Annotated in this window: 16 protein-coding genes and 1 other annotated feature; of the genes, 10 read left to right on the top strand and 6 right to left on the bottom strand. The window is 28.1% G+C overall.

The window, feature by feature from the left end:
- The first annotated feature begins 12 nt into the window (after positions 1–12).
- The 6 genes from CLPU_RS11875 (at position 13) to CLPU_RS11900 (ending at position 10515) form a co-directional block, all read left to right on the top strand.
- Complete coding sequence (locus CLPU_RS11875; RefSeq protein WP_235436170.1) at positions 13–579, top strand: CD3073 family putative ECF transporter S component; 567 nt, start codon at positions 13–15, stop codon at positions 577–579.
- Between the two features lie 177 nt (positions 580–756).
- Positions 757–1326: a CD3073 family putative ECF transporter S component gene (locus CLPU_RS11880; RefSeq protein ID WP_050355890.1), complete on the top strand. Its 570-nt coding sequence runs from the start codon at positions 757–759 to the stop codon at positions 1324–1326.
- Positions 1327–1617: 291 nt separating this feature from the next.
- Positions 1618–5541: an AAA domain-containing protein gene (locus CLPU_RS11885; protein ID WP_235436175.1), complete on the top strand. Its 3924-nt coding sequence runs from the start codon at positions 1618–1620 to the stop codon at positions 5539–5541.
- Between the two features lie 21 nt (positions 5542–5562).
- Positions 5563–6108 carry a phosphodiesterase gene (gene yfcE / locus CLPU_RS11890; protein ID WP_050355892.1) on the top strand — a complete coding sequence of 182 codons (546 nt, stop codon included), beginning with the start codon at positions 5563–5565 and terminating at the stop codon, positions 6106–6108.
- Positions 6109–6400: 292 nt separating this feature from the next.
- Positions 6401–8389: a methyl-accepting chemotaxis protein gene (locus tag CLPU_RS11895; RefSeq protein WP_050355893.1), complete on the top strand. Its 1989-nt coding sequence runs from the start codon at positions 6401–6403 to the stop codon at positions 8387–8389.
- 128 nt (positions 8390–8517) lie between these two features.
- The gene (locus CLPU_RS11900) at positions 8518–10515 is read left to right on the top strand and encodes a methyl-accepting chemotaxis protein (RefSeq protein WP_050355894.1); all 1998 of its coding nucleotides are present in this window, start codon (positions 8518–8520) and stop codon (positions 10513–10515) included.
- A 58-nt stretch (positions 10516–10573) separates the two neighbouring features.
- Here CLPU_RS11900 and proC read toward each other — a convergent pair whose 3' ends face one another.
- A complete protein-coding gene (proC, locus tag CLPU_RS11905) occupies positions 10574–11371 on the bottom strand; it encodes a pyrroline-5-carboxylate reductase (protein WP_050355895.1) in 798 nt (265 codons plus the stop codon).
- Between the two features lie 278 nt (positions 11372–11649).
- Between proC and CLPU_RS11910 the strand changes: the two genes are divergently transcribed.
- The 4 genes from CLPU_RS11910 (at position 11650) to CLPU_RS11925 (ending at position 15061) form a co-directional block, all read left to right on the top strand.
- A complete protein-coding gene (locus CLPU_RS11910; RefSeq protein WP_050355896.1) occupies positions 11650–12780 on the top strand; it encodes a TMEM165/GDT1 family protein in 1131 nt (376 codons plus the stop codon).
- 156 nt (positions 12781–12936) lie between these two features.
- On the top strand, positions 12937–13458 hold the full coding sequence (locus CLPU_RS11915) for a peroxiredoxin (protein WP_082154209.1): 522 nt from the start codon (positions 12937–12939) through the stop codon (positions 13456–13458).
- A 293-nt stretch (positions 13459–13751) separates the two neighbouring features.
- Positions 13752–14273, top strand: a complete 522-nt coding sequence (locus CLPU_RS11920) for a peroxiredoxin (protein ID WP_050355897.1) — start codon at positions 13752–13754, stop codon at positions 14271–14273.
- A 173-nt stretch (positions 14274–14446) separates the two neighbouring features.
- Complete coding sequence (locus tag CLPU_RS11925) at positions 14447–15061, top strand: NUDIX hydrolase (protein ID WP_200898579.1); 615 nt, start codon at positions 14447–14449, stop codon at positions 15059–15061.
- A gap of 164 nt (positions 15062–15225) precedes the next feature.
- On the opposite strand, the gene CLPU_RS11930 is transcribed toward CLPU_RS11925, so the two are convergent.
- The 5 genes from CLPU_RS11930 to hcp form a co-directional block, all read right to left on the bottom strand.
- Positions 15226–16587 (bottom strand): MATE family efflux transporter, encoded by a 1362-nt coding sequence (locus tag CLPU_RS11930; protein WP_050355898.1) that lies wholly within the window; start codon positions 16585–16587, stop codon positions 15226–15228.
- Between the two features lie 17 nt (positions 16588–16604).
- Positions 16605–17051 carry a MarR family winged helix-turn-helix transcriptional regulator gene (locus CLPU_RS11935; RefSeq protein ID WP_050355899.1) on the bottom strand — a complete coding sequence of 149 codons (447 nt, stop codon included), beginning with the start codon at positions 17049–17051 and terminating at the stop codon, positions 16605–16607.
- Between the two features lie 334 nt (positions 17052–17385).
- Positions 17386–18612, bottom strand: a complete 1227-nt coding sequence (gene tyrS / locus CLPU_RS11940) for a tyrosine--tRNA ligase (RefSeq protein WP_050355900.1) — start codon at positions 18610–18612, stop codon at positions 17386–17388.
- Between the two features lie 55 nt (positions 18613–18667).
- Positions 18668–18874, bottom strand: a binding site (T-box leader).
- Positions 18875–19006: 132 nt separating this feature from the next.
- Positions 19007–19378, bottom strand: a complete 372-nt coding sequence (locus tag CLPU_RS11945) for a class II SORL domain-containing protein (protein WP_050355901.1) — start codon at positions 19376–19378, stop codon at positions 19007–19009.
- A 321-nt stretch (positions 19379–19699) separates the two neighbouring features.
- Positions 19700–21340, bottom strand: coding sequence for a hydroxylamine reductase (hcp, locus tag CLPU_RS11950; RefSeq protein WP_200898583.1), 1641 nt, complete (start codon positions 21338–21340; stop codon positions 19700–19702).
- Positions 21341–21587 lie beyond the last annotated feature (247 nt).

The following is a 21587-nucleotide window of genomic DNA, read 5'->3' on the forward strand; positions in this document are numbered from 1 at the left end:
GGAGTGAGATCAATGAAAATGAGATATTCAGGGTTTACATTAGCTTTTGCATCTATTAGTATAGCAATAAATATAGTACTTGGTACTGCAACTCAAATGTTGAAGTTACCACTTATCTTTCTAGATACTGTGGGAACTATATTTTCAGCAGTAATATTAGGCCCATTAGCAGGAGCTATAGTTGGAGGACTTACTAATGTTATACAAGGATTGATTACAAATCCTAAAGACATACCATTTGCAATAGTTAATATAGTTATAGGATTAGTAGTTGGATTTATTGCAAGAAGATATAAGTTTAATCTTCCAGTTGCAATAGTTACAGGAATTATAATAGCTGTGATAGCTCCAATCATAGGAACTAATATAGTAATTGTGTTTTTCGGAGGAGTAACAGGAAGTATAAATGATATTATATCTACATGGTTAGTGAAATCAGGGCAAAGCATATTTACAGCTAATTTCATACCAAGAATTACTGGGAATATGATAGACAAGATAATAAGCTGTATATTAGTTTCATCATTGTATAGATTACTTCCTAAAAGTTTAATCGAAAGAAGTAAGTCAAATGCATAAAGTAGTAATAAAGATAAAGAAACTTATGTATCTTGAATAAAGTGGTCTATAATGTTTTATTAGAATTAATTATAAATTTAGTTAAGAAATATATTACTAATAAAAATTTAAAATTATGAAGCTATTATTTACAATAATTTTATAATGACATAAAACTTATGCATGGGAGAGAGATTAATGAAGAGAGGATATTCAGGGGTTACTTTAGCTTTTATATCTATTAGTATAGCTGTAAATATAATACTTGGTACTGTTACACAAATGTTGAAGTTACCACTTATATTTTTAGATACCATAGGAACTATATTTTCAGCAGTATTGTTAGGTCCATTAGCAGGAGCTATAGTTGGAGGATTTACCAATGTTATACTAGGATCAATTACAGATTATAAAGATCATATACCATTTGCAATAGTTAATATAGCCATAGGTCTAATAGTTGGATTTATTGCAAAAAAATATAAGTTTAATCTTCTAGTTGCAATAACTACAGGATGTATATTATCTATAATAACTCCAATTATGGGAACTATTATATCAATTATATTCTTTGAGGGACTAACGGGAAAGCTAGATAATATTATATTTATGTGGCTAATCAAATCAGGAAAGAGTATATTTACAGCTAATTTCATACCAAGAATTACAGGAGATATAATAGATAAGACAGCAAGTTGCATAATAGTCTCGTTATTATATAATCTACTTCCTAAAAGCTTAACAGAAAGAAGTAGTGTGAATGCATAGAACAATAAAACAATAAGACCATATTTGTTTGTATTAAATTAAAATAGAATAATTATGGAGTTAAAAGAGCTAATTAAAAAAATTGGCTCTTTTATTTTTAGTATACAGAAATAAGCTTTAATTAAGTGTTAAGGAGCAGTATTGTATTGTAAAACATTCATAATAATCTTATAATAAAAGTTACAGAACATAGGTTTTGTATATATTTATTATTAATTCAAATAAGCTATTAATTTTTTGGAAAATAGATTTTAACAAAAAGATAAATCGGTGGTGAGTACGTTGCAAGATATGTTGTCTATATATAGAGATAGATTAATTAATTTAAGCTCAAGTAATAGAACACTAGTTTTGAAAAAACTTTATAAGAAGAGAGCTTTTGATTTAAGCTTATTAGGAGAGTTAAGTGAAGATGACTTTTATGAAAAACTGATATTTGGTTTGGCATCTAGAAGTAGAAATAAAATCAAGTTACTATCACTTGACTGTGAAAACTATTCAGTAGAAGAAGTAGAAAAATTGATACGATTGCGTTATCAATTAAATTTACTTAATAAAGAAACTATTTATATACAAAAAGAAAAAGGAAGTTATGATTTGTATATAGGTTACCCATTTGTTGAGGGAAATTTTAAAGATGGAACTTTTGTGAAAGCTCCACTTTTACTATTCCCAGTAAAATTGATTATAGAAAATGATGAAGTCTTTATAGAAAATACTATAGATGAGAGTATAATGATAAATAAAACTTTTGTAAAGGGATTTCAGAAATATAATGATATAAAGTTGCCGGACTTTGAAGTTGAATTTGAATATATAGATCATGAAAATATAATTCAATGGGTTAAAAATTATTTAGGTAAGTATGGTATAAAAATAAATACTAAAAACCTATCGAAAGAAGTATCAAAATTTGAAGAATATACAAATAGAAATGTACCATTGTATGAACTTGGAGAACTTGAGTTAAAAAACAATTTAATAATAGGTAATTTTCCTATTTCTACGAGTGCTATATATGAGGATTATACAGAGCTAATGGGAGTAGCTAATCAAAATAAGCTAGTTTCAAATCTTATAGAAACAGGTGATTATGTATCGGATGTTGCAAAGGATGGCTATAAAGAAGTAAGTAAAGTAGATTTTAAAGAAAATGACTTATTCTTTGTAACGGAATTAGACTATAGTCAAGAAAAAGCCATAATATCTACTAATAAGAGAAAAGAAGTAGTAATATATGGACCTCCAGGTACAGGGAAATCTCAAGTAATAGTTAATTTAATAATAGATAATTTGGCTAAAGGGAAAAAAGTATTAATGGTTTCTCAGAAAAAAGCTGCTATTGATGTTGTATATAATAGACTTTCAAAGTTAGGATTAAAAGATAGAATTGGAGTTGTAGTATCTTCTAATATAGATAGGCAAAGTATATTTTACAAAATACAAAGTATACTAGAACAACAAGAATACTACCATAATAATGACTTAGATAAAGAGTTTGAAACGATATCAAATGAGATAGATAAAGAAATTTTGAAGCTAGAAAAGTTAGCAAAATTGCTTCATGAAAAAACTAGTTTTGGATTAACACTACATCAACTTTATTCTAAAAGTTTCAATGATTATGAATACTATATTGAACTAATAAGTGATAATTTCGGTAGATTTATTAATATAACGAACTATGAGCTTGAAAATATGATAGCTAATATAAAAAGAATATCTAAATACTTAAAGTATGATTTTAACAGCTGTATACTAAAAAACAGACAGGATTTTTCTAATTTTCAAGAGATAGAGAGAGATAGAGTTGTAAAAGTTCTAAGTAGGGTTAGAGAAAGTATAGAAAAATATGTAGAAAAAGCCCAAGAAGATAATGAAATAAAAGAAATCGAAAACTTGTTATTAGATAAAGGCTTTGACTTTATAAAAAATATAAAAAGATTAAGTGAAGATATAGATGAATTAAAAAACTATAATAAATTGCTAGATATAAAAGAGTTTAGTAGTCTAAATACTTTGGCTCGTTTAAGTAGAAATATTAAAAAGAGAAAGTTTTGGAAATTGCAGTATTGGAAAAGTAGAAGAAGCTTAAAATCTATACTTAACGAACATAAGATAAAGGATTCTTTACAGTACATAGATCAAACTATTAAATTTAACAGTATGCTATCTAAAATTAAGAGTTTCTATGGTATAGAAAGCTTAGATTATAAACTAGGCGTAGACAGAATAATATCTAAATTAGAAGGTTACGTTAAAAATACGAAATTTATTGAAAATTTGTTTAATGAAATAAATATATTAGAGAGATATTTTGATAGAAATTTTTTATCAGATTTAGAGAAACACATTTTTGAAAATAACAATTGGCAGTATATATTAGAAGATGTAGAAAATATAATAAAAACTGATTTTGAAAATATCCAAACATTAGATTATATGAAAAAGAATTTAACAGATAATGAAAAGATACTTATAAGATATTGTATAGATAAATACGGTGAGAATGAAAAAGAAATGGAAAAACTTCCAGATGCAATAAGAAATACAATCTATCTAAAGCATATAGAGTTAGCTGAATTAAGAAAAAGAGACATTTTAGGGCAAATAGATAATATGCAAAGTATAAGAGACAAAGTAAATCATCTAATGAAAAAGAAAAGAGAATTGGTACCAAGTTTAATTATAGATAAGCTTAATAAGGATATAGAAAATAGTAAGTCATATAACAGACTTGGTAATGAAACAAATTTTAGAGAAATAAAATATGAGGTAGGTAAAAAACGTAATAGAATGACATTAAGAAGGTTTGTTCATTCATTTTATGAAAAAGGATTATTTAGTATATTGCCATGTTGGTTAGTTACACCAGAAGCGGTATCTAGTTCATTTCCACTTAAAGAGAATTTATTTGATACAGTCATATTTGATGAAGCATCACAAATGTTTGTTGAAAATGGGATACCTGCTATATATAGAGCTAATAGTGTAATAATTGCAGGTGATGATAAGCAGCTTCAACCAAGTGATATATATCAAGCAAGAATAGATGATATTGAAATCGAAGAAGAATATTTTGATGGGTATATATCTAATGCACCTATAGAAGCAAAAAGTTTATTAGATCTTGCAAAATTTAAATATGATGGAGTTACATTAAATTATCATTATAGATCTTTAAATGAGGAATTAATTAATTTTTCAAATTATGCTTTTTATAATGGAAAGATGGAGATAGTACCTAATATATCTAATAACTCAGAATCACCTCCTATTGAACGTATAAAAATACAGGGAAGATGGATAGATAGGAAAAACTTTAAGGAAGCAAAAGAAGTAGTAAATCTAGTAAAGAATATACTTTTTAATAGAGAGTATGAAGAAACAATAGGTATAATAACTTTTAACTCTAATCAGAAAGACTTAATAGAAGATTTATTAGATAGAGAAGCTACAAAAGATATGGAGTTTGGATGTTTATATAGGCAAGAAATCGATAGAAAAGATGGAGATGAGGATAAAAGCATATTTGTTAAGAATATAGAAAACGTTCAAGGGGATGAAAGAGATATTATTATCTTTTCTATAGGGTATGCCCCTAATGAAGAAGATAGAATAGTAAGAAACTTTGGAAGTCTTACCATGAAGTCAGGAGAAAATAGACTTAATGTAGCTATAAGTAGAGCTAAGAAAAAAATATATGTGATTACGTCTATAGAGCCAGAAGAACTAGGAAATGTAGATAATTTAAGTAGAGGAGTAGTTCTCTTAAAGAAATATCTTCAGTATGTAAGAGCTGTTTCAAACAATGATAAAGATGGAGCAAATAAAATATTATATTCTTTATTGTCTACATGTGATATTAACAATAATATAAATCATTTTGATAGTCCTTTTGAAGAAGAAGTTTATGAAGCATTAGTAAGTCAGGGATATAGTGTTCATACTCAAGTTGGATCATCAGGATATAAAATAGATTTAGCAATATATGATGAGGAAAAATCACAATATATTCTAGGTATAGAGTGTGATGGAGCAACTTATCATAGTAGTAAGTCGGCTAGGGAAAGAGATATATATAGGCAGAAATTTTTAGAAAATAGAGGATGGACTATCCATAGAATATGGAGCAGGAATTGGTGGAAAAATAAAGAAAAAGAAATAGATAAAATAAAAAGTAGGGTACAAATAATAGAAAATACTTCTTTTTAAATAAATAAAGGGGTGATGATTATGAAGTTATTTTTTATGTCTGATATACATGGTTCATTGCATTATGTTAAAGAAGGGATAAAATCTTTTGAAAGAGAAAAAGCAGATTATTTGATTATTTTAGGAGATACACTTTATCATGGACCTAGAAATCCATTACCAAAAGACTACAATCCTAAAGAAGTTGCAGATATACTAAATAAATATAAAGAAAAAATAATAGCAGTTAGAGGAAATTGTGACAGTGAAGTAGATCAAATGATGATAGAGTATGATATGATGTCAGATTATTCCATAGTACTTTATAATAACAGGAGGATATATATAACTCACGGACATATATATAATAAGAACAATATGCTTAAATTAACAAAAGGTGATGTTCTTATACATGGACATACTCATGTAACTGTTGCTGAAAAATATGAAAATATATATATACTAAATCCTGGATCAATAACGTTACCAAAGGACAATGGACCAAACTCATATGGAGTATTAGAAAATAATTTATTTGAAATAAAAGATTTAGAAGGAAATACATTTAAGTCAATATACTTAGATTAGAGATCATAGAGCTTATTAAATAAGTAAAGCTAAATTTATTATAATAAATTTAGCTTTAAACATTATTTAATAAGCTTTTTTAATACTCATAAATATTGTTTTTATGTAAATTTTTATATTATCTAAGCTCTAGAGATAAACAAAAAGCAAATACCCTAAAGTTCCTACTTCTATAAGTGGAAGATTAGCTCATAGAAAAAGGTAACTATGTAAAAAAGGACAACATACTATGTACAAAGAGGGACCTAGCTTTGGGTAGGTACTTTAAATAAAAGTTAGGAGGCATAACAACATGGGTCTAAGAAATAAATTGACAACTATGTTTGTAACCTCTTCTATAGTAATATGTCTTGTTATAGGAAGTATAATTTATGTAGTTTCGTCAAACTCAATACTAGATATGGAAAAAGCAAACTTAACTTTAACGTCAAAACAAATATCTAAGCTAGTAGATGAAAGAGTTAATAATCAGTTTGACTATATGGAAAGAATAGTAAATAGAACAGATCTTATGAATAAAGATATATCTTTGGAATCTAAAATAGAGTTATTAAAAAGAGAACTAAAAATAGGAAATTTTATTTATTTAAGTATAGTAGATAAATATGGAAATGAAGTATCTACTGATCAAAAAAGTTATAATTCTATAAATCAAACTTATTTTAAAGAAGCTATATCAGGAAAAAGGTTCATATCAGATCCTATAACAGATAAAGATAGAGGAGAAAATCTAATCTTATATTCTGTTCCTATAAAAAATGGAGATGATATAGATGGTGTATTAGTAGCTGCTAGAAGTGGAAAAAATCTAGATGCTATGATATCAGGGGCTAGTCTTATAAAGTCAGGATACACCTATGTAGTAAATAATGAAGGTGTAATAATATCACATGAAAATAAAGACTTAAATTCAAATAAATATAACTTAGTATATGATCCTAAAAACAGTAAAGATACTGAGCTTAATGATGCAATAAATTATATTTTAAAGGAAAAAGAAGGTAATATAGTTTATAATAACGGTGAAGAAGAAGAAATACTAGGGTTTTCTAAAACAAAATCAACTAATTGGACCTTAGTGGCAGCAGCACCAAAAGATGAAATTCTATCTGAAATTAATGGTATTAGAAGTATTTTACTGATTATTTCAATAGTATCAGCTATAGCAGTAGGAATTGCATTTTGGATAATGATAAAAAGGATATCAGATCCAATAGTGATTATATCAAAATTTGCTAATAGCATATCTCATGGAAATTTTAATGAAGAGATTAATGAAAATATAATTAATAGAAAAGATGAAATAGGGACTTTAGCAAAAGCTTTTGAAGATATGAGGAAAAAGTTGAAAGAAACTATGGAAGAAGTGTTAAATATAACTGAAAATCTATCTTCTTCTTCATTAGAACTAACAGATAGTATACAAAATATAAAAGTGTCATCTCAAGAAATAGCTAAAACTATAGAGGAAGTAGCTAAAGGCGCAGTAGATCAAGCAAACAATACTGAAAACGGACTTAATAGAGTAAATGAAATAGGCAATATGATTGATAAGAATAAAGAAAGTGTATTACTTTTAAATCAAAAAAGCAATGAAACAACGAATGCAATAAAAGAAGGAGTTTTAGTACTAGAAGACCTAATCAAAAAAGCAGAAGAAAGTGAGGAAAAAATAAAAGAGGTTTATGACAAGATAGTAAAAACTAACAATAGTGCAGAAAACATAGGAAAAGCAAGTGAATTTATAGCATCTATAGCAGAACAAACGAATTTACTTGCATTAAATGCAGCTATAGAAGCAGCAAGAGCAGGGGAAGCAGGTAAAGGATTTGCAGTCGTTGCAGACGAAATTAGAAAACTTGCTGAAGAGTCAAACGCTTCAACTAAAATAATAGATGAGGCAGTAGCAGAGCTACAGCAAAACTCTACTAATTCTGTTGCTAAAATTGAAAAACTATTAGATATAGTAAATGATGAAATGAATAGTGTAAACTTTACAAATGAAAAATATAAAGAAATATCTGAAGCGGTAAATTTAGAAGTAGAAGTATTAGAGGAATTAAATGAAATAAGAAAAGAAAAGGAAGAAAAGAAAAATAATCTATTAGTCCTAATAGAAGATTTATCTGCATTGGCAGAGCAAAATTCAGCAAGTACAGAACAAGTATTAGCATCAACACAAGAACAATTAGCTTCAACAGAAGAAATAGAGTCAACATGTAGTAAATTAGTAGAAATCATTAAAAAATTAAAAGAGATATCTTCTAAATTTGAAATGTAATAAAAGAGGCGATAAGCCTCTTTATTTCTTTTCATCATTATTTGACAATTTATACATAAAAATATAAAATAAATCTATTATAGGGAATTTATTAGTAATTATAGAAAACAATGAAGAGGGTGTTAGGGATGAAAAGTATTAAAAGACAGATTATAACTTATTTTTTGCCAGTCATAGTAATAGCATGCTTGACTGTAGGGGCGCTCAATTACTTTATATCTCAAAATGCTATAACAGATGTTGCTAAGGGTGATTTAAAAATTATAGCTAACAGAACCGCTTTAAATGTAGAAGACAGGCTAGAAAAACAAGTCAAAATAGTAGAAGAAATAGCAGATAAATATGAAATAAAAAACCCTAATATTACATTAGAAGATAAACTTAAGGTTCTAGAAGAAAAGAAAAATCAGTATGGATTTAAAAATATGCAAATAGCAGGTATAGATGGGATTGCAACTACTGTAACAGGGGAAACATTTAATTCTAGTAAGCAGTCACACTTTACTGAGCCAATGAGAACTGGTAAAGGGTACATATCAGATCCTATGGATAGTTCCGATGGGGTAAATCAATACATAATGGTGTCTGCTCCTATAAAAGTAAATGGTCAGATTATAGGGACAATTACAGCCATAGAAAGTGTAACAAAAATAAGCGACATAGTAAGTGATATGAAGGTTTTAAATAGTGGATATGTCTATGTTTTAAATAAAGAGGGAACTATTATAGCTAATAAAGACAATAGTCTAGTTAAGAAAAAATATAATTTATTAAAAGAATCTAAAAAAGATAATGAAGATAGTAGGATGCAAGAAATAACTAAAGACATGGTATCATTAAAAGAAGGAACAGGTGAATGTATTTTACAGGGTGATGAAAAAGTAGTTGGATATTCTCCTATTAAAATTAAAGGTTGGTCAGTAGGAGTGATGATTCCTAAGAGTGAACTATTAGCTAATCTTAGCGATATTAATACAACTTCATTAATAACATTAATTGCAGTATTAATTGTAACATCTATATTAATATCTATATTTGCAAGAAAGTTATCTAGACCATTATCAGATCTATCAAACTATGCCAATCAAATTTCAAAAGGAGATTTCACAGTAGATATTTCAGAAGATATTTTAAATAAAAATAATGAGATAGGAAAACTGGCTTCTAACTTTAATGATATGAAGAAAAATTTGGGTGATCTAATATCTCATATATTAATAGCATCTAAGCATCTAATAAGCTCCTCTCAAGATTTAGATGATTCTTCGAAAAGTGTTGCAAGAGTGTCACAAGAAGTTTCTGTAACAGTTGAAGAAATAGCTAAAGGTGCAACTGAACAAGCAAATGAAATAGAAGACGGACTAAACAAAGTATATGAACTAGGTAGCACAATGGAAGAGAATTTTGAAAATATTGGCTTAATGGATAATACAACTGAGAATGTAGTACATATATTAGAAGAGGGACAAGAAATAATAAAAGAATTGAACACTAAGACAGATGAGAGTGAAGAGGCTATAAATGAAGTTTATAAAGGAATATTAAAAACTAATGATAGTGCAGAAAATATAAGTAAAGCAAGTGAAGTTATAGCATCTATAGCAGAACAGACAAATTTACTTGCATTAAATGCAGCTATAGAAGCAGCAAGAGCTGGAGAGCATGGTAAAGGATTTGCTGTTGTAGCAGAAGAGATTAGAAAACTAGCTGAACAATCAACAAATTCAACGAAAATAATAGATACTGCTGTAACAGAACTTCAAGAAGACTCTATTAACTCTGTATCGAATATTAAAAAAGTTTTAGGATTAATTAAGGAAGAACTAGAAAGTGTTAATATGACAGAAAAAAAATACAATGAAATTGCTATTGCAATAGATGAAGTTGTTAAGGCAATGAAAAACGTAGATTCATCTAAGAAAGTTATTGAAGATAGAAAAAACGAAATATTACAAGTAATGGAGAATTTATCTACTATAGCTCAAGAAAATGCTGCAGCAACACAAGAAGTATTGGCTTCTACAGAAGAACAATTATCTTGTATGGATAGTATCAATAATGAGTGTGGAAAACTCGCTGATACATCAGGAGAACTTAAAGAATCTATATCAATGTTTAAGATTTAATTGGATAAAAAAAGCTGAGAATAATAAAATCTCAGCTTTTTTTAAATTATATTATATACTATTTCATATTTTTAGCTTTATTATATGCAGAAGTCATGGCTTCTATAATTGAACTCCTAAAGTTGTACTTTTCTAAAGTAGCAACGGCTTCTATAGTAGTTCCACCAGGAGAACAAACAGCATCTTTTAGCTCACCTGGATGAGTATTAGTTTCTAATACCATCTTAGCAGATCCAAGAACAGATTGAGAAGCTAGCTTATAAGCAAGTTTTCTAGGAAGTCCCATAAGTACACCACCATCTGCCATAGCTTCTATTAGCATATATATATAAGCTGGAGAACTTCCTGATATAGGTACTATAGCGTCCATTAGTTTTTCTTCTAAAATCTCTATTTCCCCAAAAGATAAAAATATATTTTTAATATCCTCAATCTCTTTATTTTCAAATTTATCATCTGAGAAACAAACAGCGCTCATACCTTCACCAACTAGAGCTGGAGTATTTGGCATAGATCTAACGACTCTGACATTACTTCCAAGTAGGAGTTTTACTGTGTTAATATCAAAGCCTGGAGCTATAGTTATAATAATATTTTCAGGAGTTAAGTACTCTTTTATCTCTTCCATAACTTCTTTATAAACTTGAGGCTTAACAGCTAATACTATATATTTTGAGTTTTTTATAAGCTCTATATTATTATTTGAATATTTTACGTTTAGTTCCTTGCTAAGTGCACTTTTTCTTTCATCACTGATTTCAGTAAAAGTAAAGTTATCTTTAGAATCAGTTCTAAGTAGTCCTTTAAGAATAGCGTATCCCATATTACCAAGACCTATAAATCCTACCTTATACATAGGTATCCTCCTTATTAATTAAGTATTAAAACAACTAGTCCTATAATAGATTATATCAAATTTTGAGAAGTATAAAGTTTATAAATTTTATTGAATAATAGGAGATAAAAATTCCACTTAAATAAAGCTTAATTTCATAGGTTTTAATTATATTCTTTTAGATAACAATAATATGTTGCATAATTACTATTATCTTATTTCATAAAGTGGTATAATGTTTTAGTTGATTAGAGGGCTGTTTAAAATTAAGGCTATTTTAATTTTAAAAGGAGGCATAAATGTACGACATGTTGGGAGAAATAGTGAGAGCTTTTTTCTTTATTTTTGCTGCAGAAATGGGGGACAAGACTCAAATATTATCTATGGCTTTTGCTACAAAGTTTAAAGTAAATAAGGTATTAATTGGGGTAGCAATAGGCTCTGCTTTAAATCATGGTATAGCAATAGCATTAGGATCATACTTATCTAATTTAATACCAATGAACATAATTCAGATAGTAGCAGGTATAATGTTTATATTATTTGGACTATGGAGCTTGAAGAGTGAAAATGAAGATGAAGAAGAGAAAGATGATCAAAAGTTTGGTCCAATTTTGACAGTAGCATTAGCATTTTTTATAGGAGAGCTTGGAGATAAGACTCAACTTACAGCAATGACATTGTCAACAGATTCTAACTATCCTTTGCTAATATTAGTAGGAACGGTATTAGGAATGCTAGTGACAAGTGGTATAGGAATATTTGTAGGAACTAAGATAGGAGATAAGATACCAGAAACTACTATAAAATTAGTTTCATCTGGTGTATTTCTATTCTTTGGAACATTAAAACTTTATCAAACACTTCCAAAGGAATATTTAACATCTATGAATATAGGAATATTTCTCCTTTTACTTTCTTTGACAGTTTATATATTAGTCAAACCTATAATTAAAACTAGGAAAAGTAAAGAAAAAACTTATCTAAAAGAAGTAGCAGCAACTCTTTATACTCAAGCACAACAGTTGAAAAAGGCAATGGACAATTTATGCTTAGGAGAAGATAGATGTGGTAAATGTGAAGGTAATAGTTGTATAGTAGGATTTACAAGACATGTTTTACAGGACGTGGTTGAGGATGAACATGCATTAATAAATTGGAGTAAATTACCTAAAGAAAATAAAAAAGAATTTGATATAGATAAGGTTATTGAAGCTTTAAGTATAACTATAAGCTATTTATTAAATCAAGAAAATAAGGATGAGAATAACATAGTTAATAGAACTAAAGAGGTTCTAGAGATTATAGCATTTGGACAAACTATAAAGTTCAAAGATGAAAAGAGCTATTTTGAAAAATTAAAAAGTATAGATACATTTCTAGGAAAGAGAGTAAATAGCAGAGTTGAAGAGATAAAACGAGGGTTATAAATATAAAATCATTTAATTTCTCCATTGACTATAGATAAAATCTATAATTAACTGAAATAATATAGATAAAATCAATAAAAAATGTTTAAGTAAATTTATCGTAGGGAATATATAAACTAAGGTTGATTTACAAGCAAAATTTAAGGAGGAATTTAAATGAACAGATTAGTTGGAAGACCAGCACCAGATTTCTCTTTACCAACAGCATTAGGTAACGGAGAAGATTTTGGTCAATCAAAATTAAATGATTATAAGGGAAAATGGTTAGTATTATTCTTCTATCCATTAGACTTTACTTTTATTTGACCTACAGAAATAACAGCCTTTAGTGAAAGGTATGAAGAATTTCAAAAACTAGGAGCAGAGATACTAGGAGTGAGTACAGATAGTGAACACTCACATAAAGCATGGATTAATGGAAGTTTAGGAAAGCTGAATTTTCCATTAGCATCAGATAAAACTAGAAAAGCTTCAGAAGATTATGGAGTACTTATTGAAGAGGAAGGAATTGCTATAAGAGGATTATTTATTATAGATCCGGAAGGAGTAATAAGATATTCAGTAACACATGATCTAAATGTTGGTAGAAATGTAGAAGAGTCAATACGTGTACTAAAAGCATTACAAACTGGTGGATTATGTCCAATTAACTGGAATGAAGGAGACGACCTTTTATAAGGTATAATATATAGAAAGAGACTAAATTATATAATTTAGTCTCTTTTTTATTTTTAATAATTGAATTAAATAAAATATTTATATTAGAATAATATATAAAAAATATATACATACTAAATAACATGTGCATTTACTATGGTTTAAGTACATATAATAGAAAATATCTATATGAACAAACAAATTTATAGATATAATTAATGAAAGAAAAGTAATAATTGAGATTAAAAATCATTATTAGGGGAACATATATAAAGTAAGCATAATGAATGAATATTAAAGGAGGATTTTATATTATGGAAAGATTAGTTGGAAGACCAGCACCAGATTTTAATTTAACAACAGCATTAGGTAGCGGAGAAGACTTTGGTAAGGCAACACTAAGTGACTACAGAGGAAAATGGCTTGTATTATTCTTTTATCCATTAGACTTTACATTTGTATGTCCTACAGAAATTACAGCTTTTAGTGACAGATATTCAGATTTCCAAAAAGCAGGAGCAGAAGTATTAGGAGTAAGTATAGACAGTGAACACTCACATAAAGCATGGATTAATGGAGATTTAGGAAAATTAAGCTTTCCATTAGGTTCAGACATAACTAAAAATGTAGCAAGACAGTACGGAGTACTTATAGAAGAAGAAGGAATCGCATTAAGAGGATTATTCATTATAGATCCAGAAGGTCAAGTAAGATATTCAGTGGTACATGACTTAAATGTTGGTAGAAATGTAGATGAAACACTACGTGTATTAAAAGCATTACAAACTGGTGGATTATGTCCAATTAACTGGAATGAAGGAGAAGATCTTTTATAGTAAAATATTAAAAGTGTCTTCAAAGGAGTCGGGTGATTAAGATGCTCGACTCTTTTATTTTTATAGTATTAAAAAAACTTTTAAAGCTATAAGAATATAATAAGATAAATAATCTAAGAATATATTTAAATGTATATTGTAGTGTCTAAAGTTAATAAATAAAGGTGAATAAAGTGAATATAAATGATATAGTTAAGAAATTTGAAAATAGGAAAAGAGAGAGCATTGAGAATAAAAAAAGTTATTCTGTATTATTACCATTGATAGATATAGAAGGAGATTGGCATGTATTATTTGAAGTAAGATCGAAAAGCTTAAAGACTCAGCCTAATGAAATATCTTTACCAGGAGGAAAAGTAGAAAAACATGAAACTTTTAAAGAGGCAGCAATTAGAGAAACTCATGAGGAACTTAATATTGATATAGATAAAATAAAAGTAATTGGAAAACTTGACTATATAGTATTCCCTTATGATATGACTATTTATGGATATGTAGGAATACTAGAAAATATTGAATTTAATAAAATAAACTATAATAGATTAGAAACAGATCATATATTTACAGTACCACTAAGTTTTTTTATAGAAAATCCACCACTTAAGTATAATGTAGAATATAAAATGAAGTTACAAGATGATTTTCCATATTACTTAATACAAGATGGGAAAAGATATAAATGGAGAAAACGTAAAGAATCAATTTATTTTTATGAGTATAACGATTATGTAATATGGGGAATAACTGCTACATTTATTAAGAATTTTATAGATGTTATATCAATCTAATTTATTTAAATAAGCATATTTTAAATGTAATTATGATACATAAGTTATTTATGAGTGCCCCTATGTTTAAGCTATAAATTAATTAATATGAGCTTAAGAGTTAATAAAAATAAAGAAGTTATTTTTAAAAATAACTTCTTTATTTTTAATTTATTAAATTGTATCTATAAGAATTGATTTTGATTTTTCATTCTATCAAGATTTTTAAGGTCTAGTATTAAAAAAGTACCTGTTAAAAGTGAAGCTAGGAAGTCAGCAGTTGGACCTGCAGCCCATATACCATTTAGACCAAAGATATTTGGTAGTATTAAGATAGCTGGTATAAGTACTATAACTTGTCTTGACATACTCAAGAAAAGGGCTTGTTTTGGTTTTCCAGTTGCTTGGAAATAGTTTGAAGCAACTATTTGGAATCCTATTACAGGGTACATTAGAAAGAATAATCGCATTCCATTAGAAGCTAATTTTGTTAATTCTTTATTTCCTTTACTAAATAAACTTACTAGTTGTTCAGGGAATAACATGCTTACTGCAAATCCAATTAAAACTATTATTGTAGCACCAGTAATTGATAGTTTTAAGGTTTTCTTAACTCTATCATATTTTCTAGCACCATAGTTATATCCAACTATAGGCTGAGATCCTTGGTTAATACCAAATATAGGCATTAAAATCATAGTAGAAATACTGTTTATGATCCCATATGCTGAAATTGCTAAATCTCCGCCATGTCTTATTAATGCTCTATTAAATAATAATATAATCAAACTATTTGCTAATTGTATAGCAAATTGTGCTGAACCCAAAGCTAATATGTTGCTAACAAGTTTTGATTTTAGTTTCAAATAAGGTTTTCTAACTTTAAGTAAGCTATTTCCAGAGAAGAAATAGTATAATACCCAAATTGCAGAAGCTAATTGTGCTAATATAGTTGCTAATGCAGCTCCTTTTATACCTAGTCCGACTACAGAAATAAGTATAGGGTCTAGTATGGTATTAATAATAGCACCTACTAACATAGTACCCATTGCTACTTTAGGATTTCCTTCAGATCTTATAAAGTTATTCATACCAAATCCAATAGTTTGAAATACAGCACCTATTAGTATTATACTTAAATATTGTTCTGCATAAGGTAAAACATTTTTACTAGCTCCAAATAGTACTAAAATATCATCTAAGAAAAATAAACCTACTGCAGTTAATACTAATGGAAATATAATCATTAATGTAAAAGCATTACCTAATATTGATTCAGCTTCATCTTGTTTACCTTCTCCTAATTTAATGGATATAAGAGAAGTAGCACCAAATCCTATAAGCATTGCAAAAGCCATTATTATAAGCATTATTGGATAAGCAATTACAACACCAGCTAAACCCATATCACCTATAAATCTTCCAATAAATATTCTGTCTACTATGTTATAGACTGCGTTTACTACCATACCTACTATTGCTGGTATAGAGAAGTTTATCAATAGCTTACCAATACTTTCTTCACCTAATTGTTTAGATCTATCCATATTTAACCTCCTTCTTTTTATACTTTCTTTACTATTTTTATTATTTCTAATAAATTATGATTAAGATTTTCTAGTTGGTTGTCCGAAAAGGAATCAAAAAGAGTATTTATATTTTCCTTAAAATCTTTAAATTTTAACTCTACAAGTTCTTCACCTTTAGAAGTTAATTTGATAAGAGTTTTTCTCCTATCGTTAGGATGAAACTCTCTTTTGACTAGATTCATCTTCACTAAAGAATCTATAAGAGTAGTTAAACTGCCTTTTCTTAAATCTAAATATTTTCCGAGTAATGTAGGAGTTATTTCTTTCCACCTTCCGATTATTATTAATGCTTTACTTTGATTCTTATTGCATTTTAAGTTTTGTTGTATACCTGAATGAAATAATGGATTTATTTTATATTGCAAAATTGGCAAAAGCTCTAAGAAAAGATCAGAAGTCTGTTCGAGCTTTTCTTCTTTCATTATTAATCACCACCGGACTCATTAGATAAATAGTTAGAATTCTGACTATTAGAATTCTAACTATTTATCTATAAAAAGTCAATACTAGAATTAATTAAAATATTATATTAGAACAAGAAAAGAAGCACTAAAAATCAATTAGTACTTCTCTTTTTTTATTTATTGAATAATTTATCAATCTTGAAAAATACAAATATAACTTATAGTTAATGTAAAGATAATAAAAATTTATATTTAAAATCTTTTATTAATACTATTATTTATGTTTGTATTATTTTTAATTTAATTTGAAAAAAATATTCAATATATATATTTATACCCTTATAATATAAGATTAAACTATTTTAACTTGATGATATACTTTTTTACCTTTTCTAATCATTAGTTTATTATCGTTAAAGTTTTCAATAGTAATTATCATTGAAGGATCATTAATCATTTCGTTTTCAATGTATACTCCACCTTGCTGTACAAGTCTTCTAGCTTCTCCATTTGATTTGGTAAGTCCTAACTCAGTTAAAAGAGCTAATAATCCAATTCCTTCTTGGAATTTAGACTGATCAAATTCAGTTGAAGGTATAGAACCATCTTCAGCATTACCTCCAAATAATGATTTAGCAGCGTTTTGAGCTTTAATAGCTTCTTCCTCACCATGGATTAGCTTAGTAACTTCATAAGCTAGAACTTCTTTAGCTTTGTTTATTTCAGAGCCTTCAAGTGCTCCTAACTTTTTGATTTCATCCATTGGAATGAATGTTAATAGTCTTAAGCATTTCTCAACATCTGAGTCATCTACATTTCTCCAGTATTGATAGAATTCGTAAGGTGAAGTTTTTTCAGGGTCTAGCCATAATGCCCCTTTTGCAGTTTTACCCATTTTATTACCTTCACTATTTGTAAGAAGCGTACAAGTCATGGCGTATGCTTGTTTGCTAGATTTTCTTCTTACTAACTCCATTCCTGCAATCATGTTTGACCATTGATCGTCCCCACCTAATTGCATTGTACAGCCGTATTTTTCATTTAATACATAGAAGTCATAACCTTGCATTAACATATAGTTAAATTCTAAAAAAGACAATCCTTTTTCTAATCTCTGTTTAAAACATTCTGCCGTTAGCATTCTATTTACTGAAAAGTGAGATCCAACTTCTCTTAAGAAGTCAATATAGTTTAGATCTAATAACCAGTCTGCATTATTTGCTAATATTGCCTTGCCATCACTAAAATCAATTAATTTTTCTAATTGTTTTTTTATACAGTTTGCATTATGTTCTATTTTCTCTTTTGTAAGCATTTGTCTTATATCTGTTCTACCTGATGGATCTCCAACCATTGCTGTACCTCCACCAACTAAAGCTATTGGTCTATGACCTGCTTTTTGCATATGAGCCATAAACATCATAGCTATAAAATGACCTATGTGTAAGCTGTCTGCAGTAGGATCAAAACCTATATAAAATGTTACTTTTTCTTTTTCTAATAATTCTCTTATTTCTTCTTCATGGGTAGTTTGCTTTATATAGCCTCTTTCTTTAAGAATGTCAAATACATTACTCATTTGTCTATTCCTCCTATTGTTTTTATAAAAAATAAAGGGCCTTTTCATCCTTATAGTAAAGGACGAGAAGACCCGTGGTACCACCTTAATTTACATCTTTGAGATGCCTTTAAGTCATTATAACGTATGACGAACGTAGTATTTTCATACAAAAGCTCCAGAAGCGTAATTCGTAGCTTTATGTTCTATAGACTTTTCACCAACCAGTCTACTCTCTACATTGTAACCATAAAGTTACTACTAAATCCTTCATAGCATATTTAAATATAATATTTCACTTAATGCTTATTTATATACTTACTATAATAAGATTAATTTGTCAAGGTAAAATGAAATTTTTATAGGTAAAAAAATAAAAGAACCTAGTTTATTTTTACTAGGTTCGATATATTAACTATTCTACAGATAGATCTTTAGAATTTTCCCATAAACCATGGATGTTACAATAACTTAAAGCATAAATTTTACCTGATTTGTTAGCTATAAACTTTGATACTATAACTGGTTCAGTGAAAACATCACTTTCACCATGTGCATTAAAGCTATAACTTCCAATTTCAATAGGAAACTTGAAGTCATCTGGCTTAAAGAATACTTTAACCCATGCTATATGATGTTCATGTGTATTTGGATGTTTAATTTCTTCTCCAATTGATACTTTTACTTCAATTTCTTCTCCAGCCGATGCCTTTTCAGGTGCTAAGATAGCTGGTACGTGTTTTTCACCTTTCCAATCTCCACTTTGTAAAAATTGCCCTATACTCATATTAAAAAACCTCCTTGTGTACTTTCATATTCATTTTAATGTTATTTAACTTGTTACATTATTTATACACTTATTTCTATTTTTAAAACATAAATTATTATATTTAATACTTAAATTAAGTCTGATTAAGAGTATGCCTATATTAAGTATAGATAATTTGAAGTTATTTTATTCTCAAAAATTAATAAAGTTATCTAATGATTTAATAATATATAATTATTGAAGAATAAATTGAAAAATTATTATATTTAATTAAAAAAAGATGGTATCAGAGAGATAATACTCTGATACCATCTTTTAAAAATATTTGAATATTTTTTATTAAGCTCCCATGAACATTTTTAAGTCGTCTTCTACGTTAGTTATACCACCTATACCAAAGTTTTCAACTAATACATTAGCTACATTTGGTGATAAGAAAGCAGGTAGAGTTGGTCCTAAATGGATGTTTTTAACTCCAAGATGTAATAGAGCAAGTAATACTATTACAGCCTTTTGTTCATACCATGCAATGTTATATGATATTGGAAGATCATTTATATCATTTAGTTCAAATACTTCTTTTAATTTCAATGCAATAACTGCTAATGAATAAGAATCATTACATTGACCAGCATCTAGAACTCTTGGTATACCTCCAATATCTCCTAAGTCAAGTTTGTTGTATTTATATTTAGCACATCCAGCTGTTAAAATAACAGTGTCTTTTGGAAGTGTTTGAGCAAATTCAGTATAATATTCTCTTGATTTCATTCTACCGTCGCAACCAGCCATTACAAAGAATCTTTTAATTGCACCTGATTTAACAGCTTCAACTACTGTATCAGCTAGACTTAAGACAGTGTTGTGAGCAAATCCACCAACTATTTCTCCAGTTTCTATTTCAGTTGGGGCTGGACATTTTTTAGCATGTTCAATGATTTCAGAGAAATCTTTTTTACCATTTTCATCGGCTTCTATGTGTTTAAGTCCATCGAATCCTACAGGTCCTGTTGTGTAAACCCTATTTTTATAAGAATCTTTTGGAGGAACTAAACAGTTTGTTGTCATTAATATTGGTCCATTGAAACTTTCAAATTCCTTATCTTGTTTCCACCAAGCATTTCCATAGTTACCTACAAAATGATCATATTTTTTGAATGCTGGATAGTAGTGAGCTGGAAGCATTTCACTGTGAGTATATACATCTACTCCAGTTCCCTCAGTTTGTTTTAATAACTCTTCCATGTCTTTTAAATCATGTCCACTTACTAATATAGCTGGATTTCCTTTTACACCTATATTAACTTTAGTGATTTCTGGATGTCCATAAGTGTCAGTATTTGCTTTATCAAGTAAAGCCATAACATCTACTCCATATTTACCAGCTTCCATATTTAATGCTACTAGATCATCTGCTGATAAAGAATCATCTAAAGTTGAAACTAGACCTTTTTGCATGAAAGCATGGATACTGTCATTTTTATATCCTAAGTTGTGAGCATGCTCTGCATAAGCAGCCATACCTTTTAATCCATATGTTAATAGTTCTCTTAAAGATCTTACATCTTCATTTTCTGTTGATAATACTCCAATATTAATAGCTTTAGCATCAAAAGCTTCAGCTGAGTCTGCATACCATGTAGCAGCATCGTGAGTAATATCTTCTACATTTCCTCCAGCTTTTCTTACTGATTCTTTAATTTCATCACGTAAAGATAAAGCATCTTTTATTCTTTGTATAAAGTGATTACGATCAAAGTTAGCATTTGTAATAGTAGCAAATAGTCCTTCCATTATTGCAGTATCTGCTTTGGATGTATCAAGATTTAAATCTCTAGCTTTTATGTTATAAAAAGAAATTCCTTTTAGAACATATATTAATAAATCTTGTAGGTTAGCTACATCAGATGTTTTACCACATACACCTCTTACTGTACAGCCAGTTCCTTTAGCAGCTTCTTGACATTGAAAACAAAACATACTCATATTTGTAATCCTCCCTTTATCTAAATCTTCATTCTTAATATTAAATAATTTACTTTTAATTAAAGAAATCATACCCATGATTAAGTAGCCTCCTAATAACCTGCAGCCATAAAAAATATGGCTACTAGTATATATACTTATTTCTATTAATCATTATTTTAAATGTCTTATTGATTATGATTATATGATATAAAAGATAAATATATTGTACTGTGATTGCCATCAAAGATAAGTGTGATAT

It is taken from the genome of Gottschalkia purinilytica, assembly GCF_001190785.1.
Classification (GTDB): domain Bacteria; phylum Bacillota; class Clostridia; order Tissierellales; family Gottschalkiaceae; genus Gottschalkia_A; species Gottschalkia_A purinilytica.

Excerpts from the sequence above, each read along its gene's own strand:
- CLPU_RS11875 (WP_235436170.1), top strand. The coding sequence starts at position 13 with ATGAAAATGAGATATTCAGGGTTTACATTAGCTTTTGCATCTATTAGT.
- CLPU_RS11880 (WP_050355890.1), top strand. The coding sequence starts at position 757 with ATGAAGAGAGGATATTCAGGGGTTACTTTAGCTTTTATATCTATTAGT.
- CLPU_RS11885 (WP_235436175.1), top strand. The coding sequence starts at position 1,618 with ATGTTGTCTATATATAGAGATAGATTAATTAATTTAAGCTCAAGTAAT.
- yfcE (WP_050355892.1), top strand. The coding sequence starts at position 5,563 with ATGAAGTTATTTTTTATGTCTGATATACATGGTTCATTGCATTATGTT.
- CLPU_RS11895 (WP_050355893.1), top strand. The coding sequence starts at position 6,401 with ATGGGTCTAAGAAATAAATTGACAACTATGTTTGTAACCTCTTCTATA.
- CLPU_RS11900 (WP_050355894.1), top strand. The coding sequence starts at position 8,518 with ATGAAAAGTATTAAAAGACAGATTATAACTTATTTTTTGCCAGTCATA.
- proC (WP_050355895.1), bottom strand. The coding sequence starts at position 11,371 with ATGTATAAGGTAGGATTTATAGGTCTTGGTAATATGGGATACGCTATT.
- CLPU_RS11910 (WP_050355896.1), top strand. The coding sequence starts at position 11,650 with ATGTACGACATGTTGGGAGAAATAGTGAGAGCTTTTTTCTTTATTTTT.
- CLPU_RS11920 (WP_050355897.1), top strand. The coding sequence starts at position 13,752 with ATGGAAAGATTAGTTGGAAGACCAGCACCAGATTTTAATTTAACAACA.
- CLPU_RS11930 (WP_050355898.1), bottom strand. The coding sequence starts at position 16,587 with ATGGATAGATCTAAACAATTAGGTGAAGAAAGTATTGGTAAGCTATTG.
- CLPU_RS11935 (WP_050355899.1), bottom strand. The coding sequence starts at position 17,051 with ATGAAAGAAGAAAAGCTCGAACAGACTTCTGATCTTTTCTTAGAGCTT.
- tyrS (WP_050355900.1), bottom strand. The coding sequence starts at position 18,612 with ATGAGTAATGTATTTGACATTCTTAAAGAAAGAGGCTATATAAAGCAA.
- CLPU_RS11945 (WP_050355901.1), bottom strand. The coding sequence starts at position 19,378 with ATGAGTATAGGGCAATTTTTACAAAGTGGAGATTGGAAAGGTGAAAAA.
- hcp (WP_200898583.1), bottom strand. The coding sequence starts at position 21,340 with ATGTTTTGTTTTCAATGTCAAGAAGCTGCTAAAGGAACTGGCTGTACA.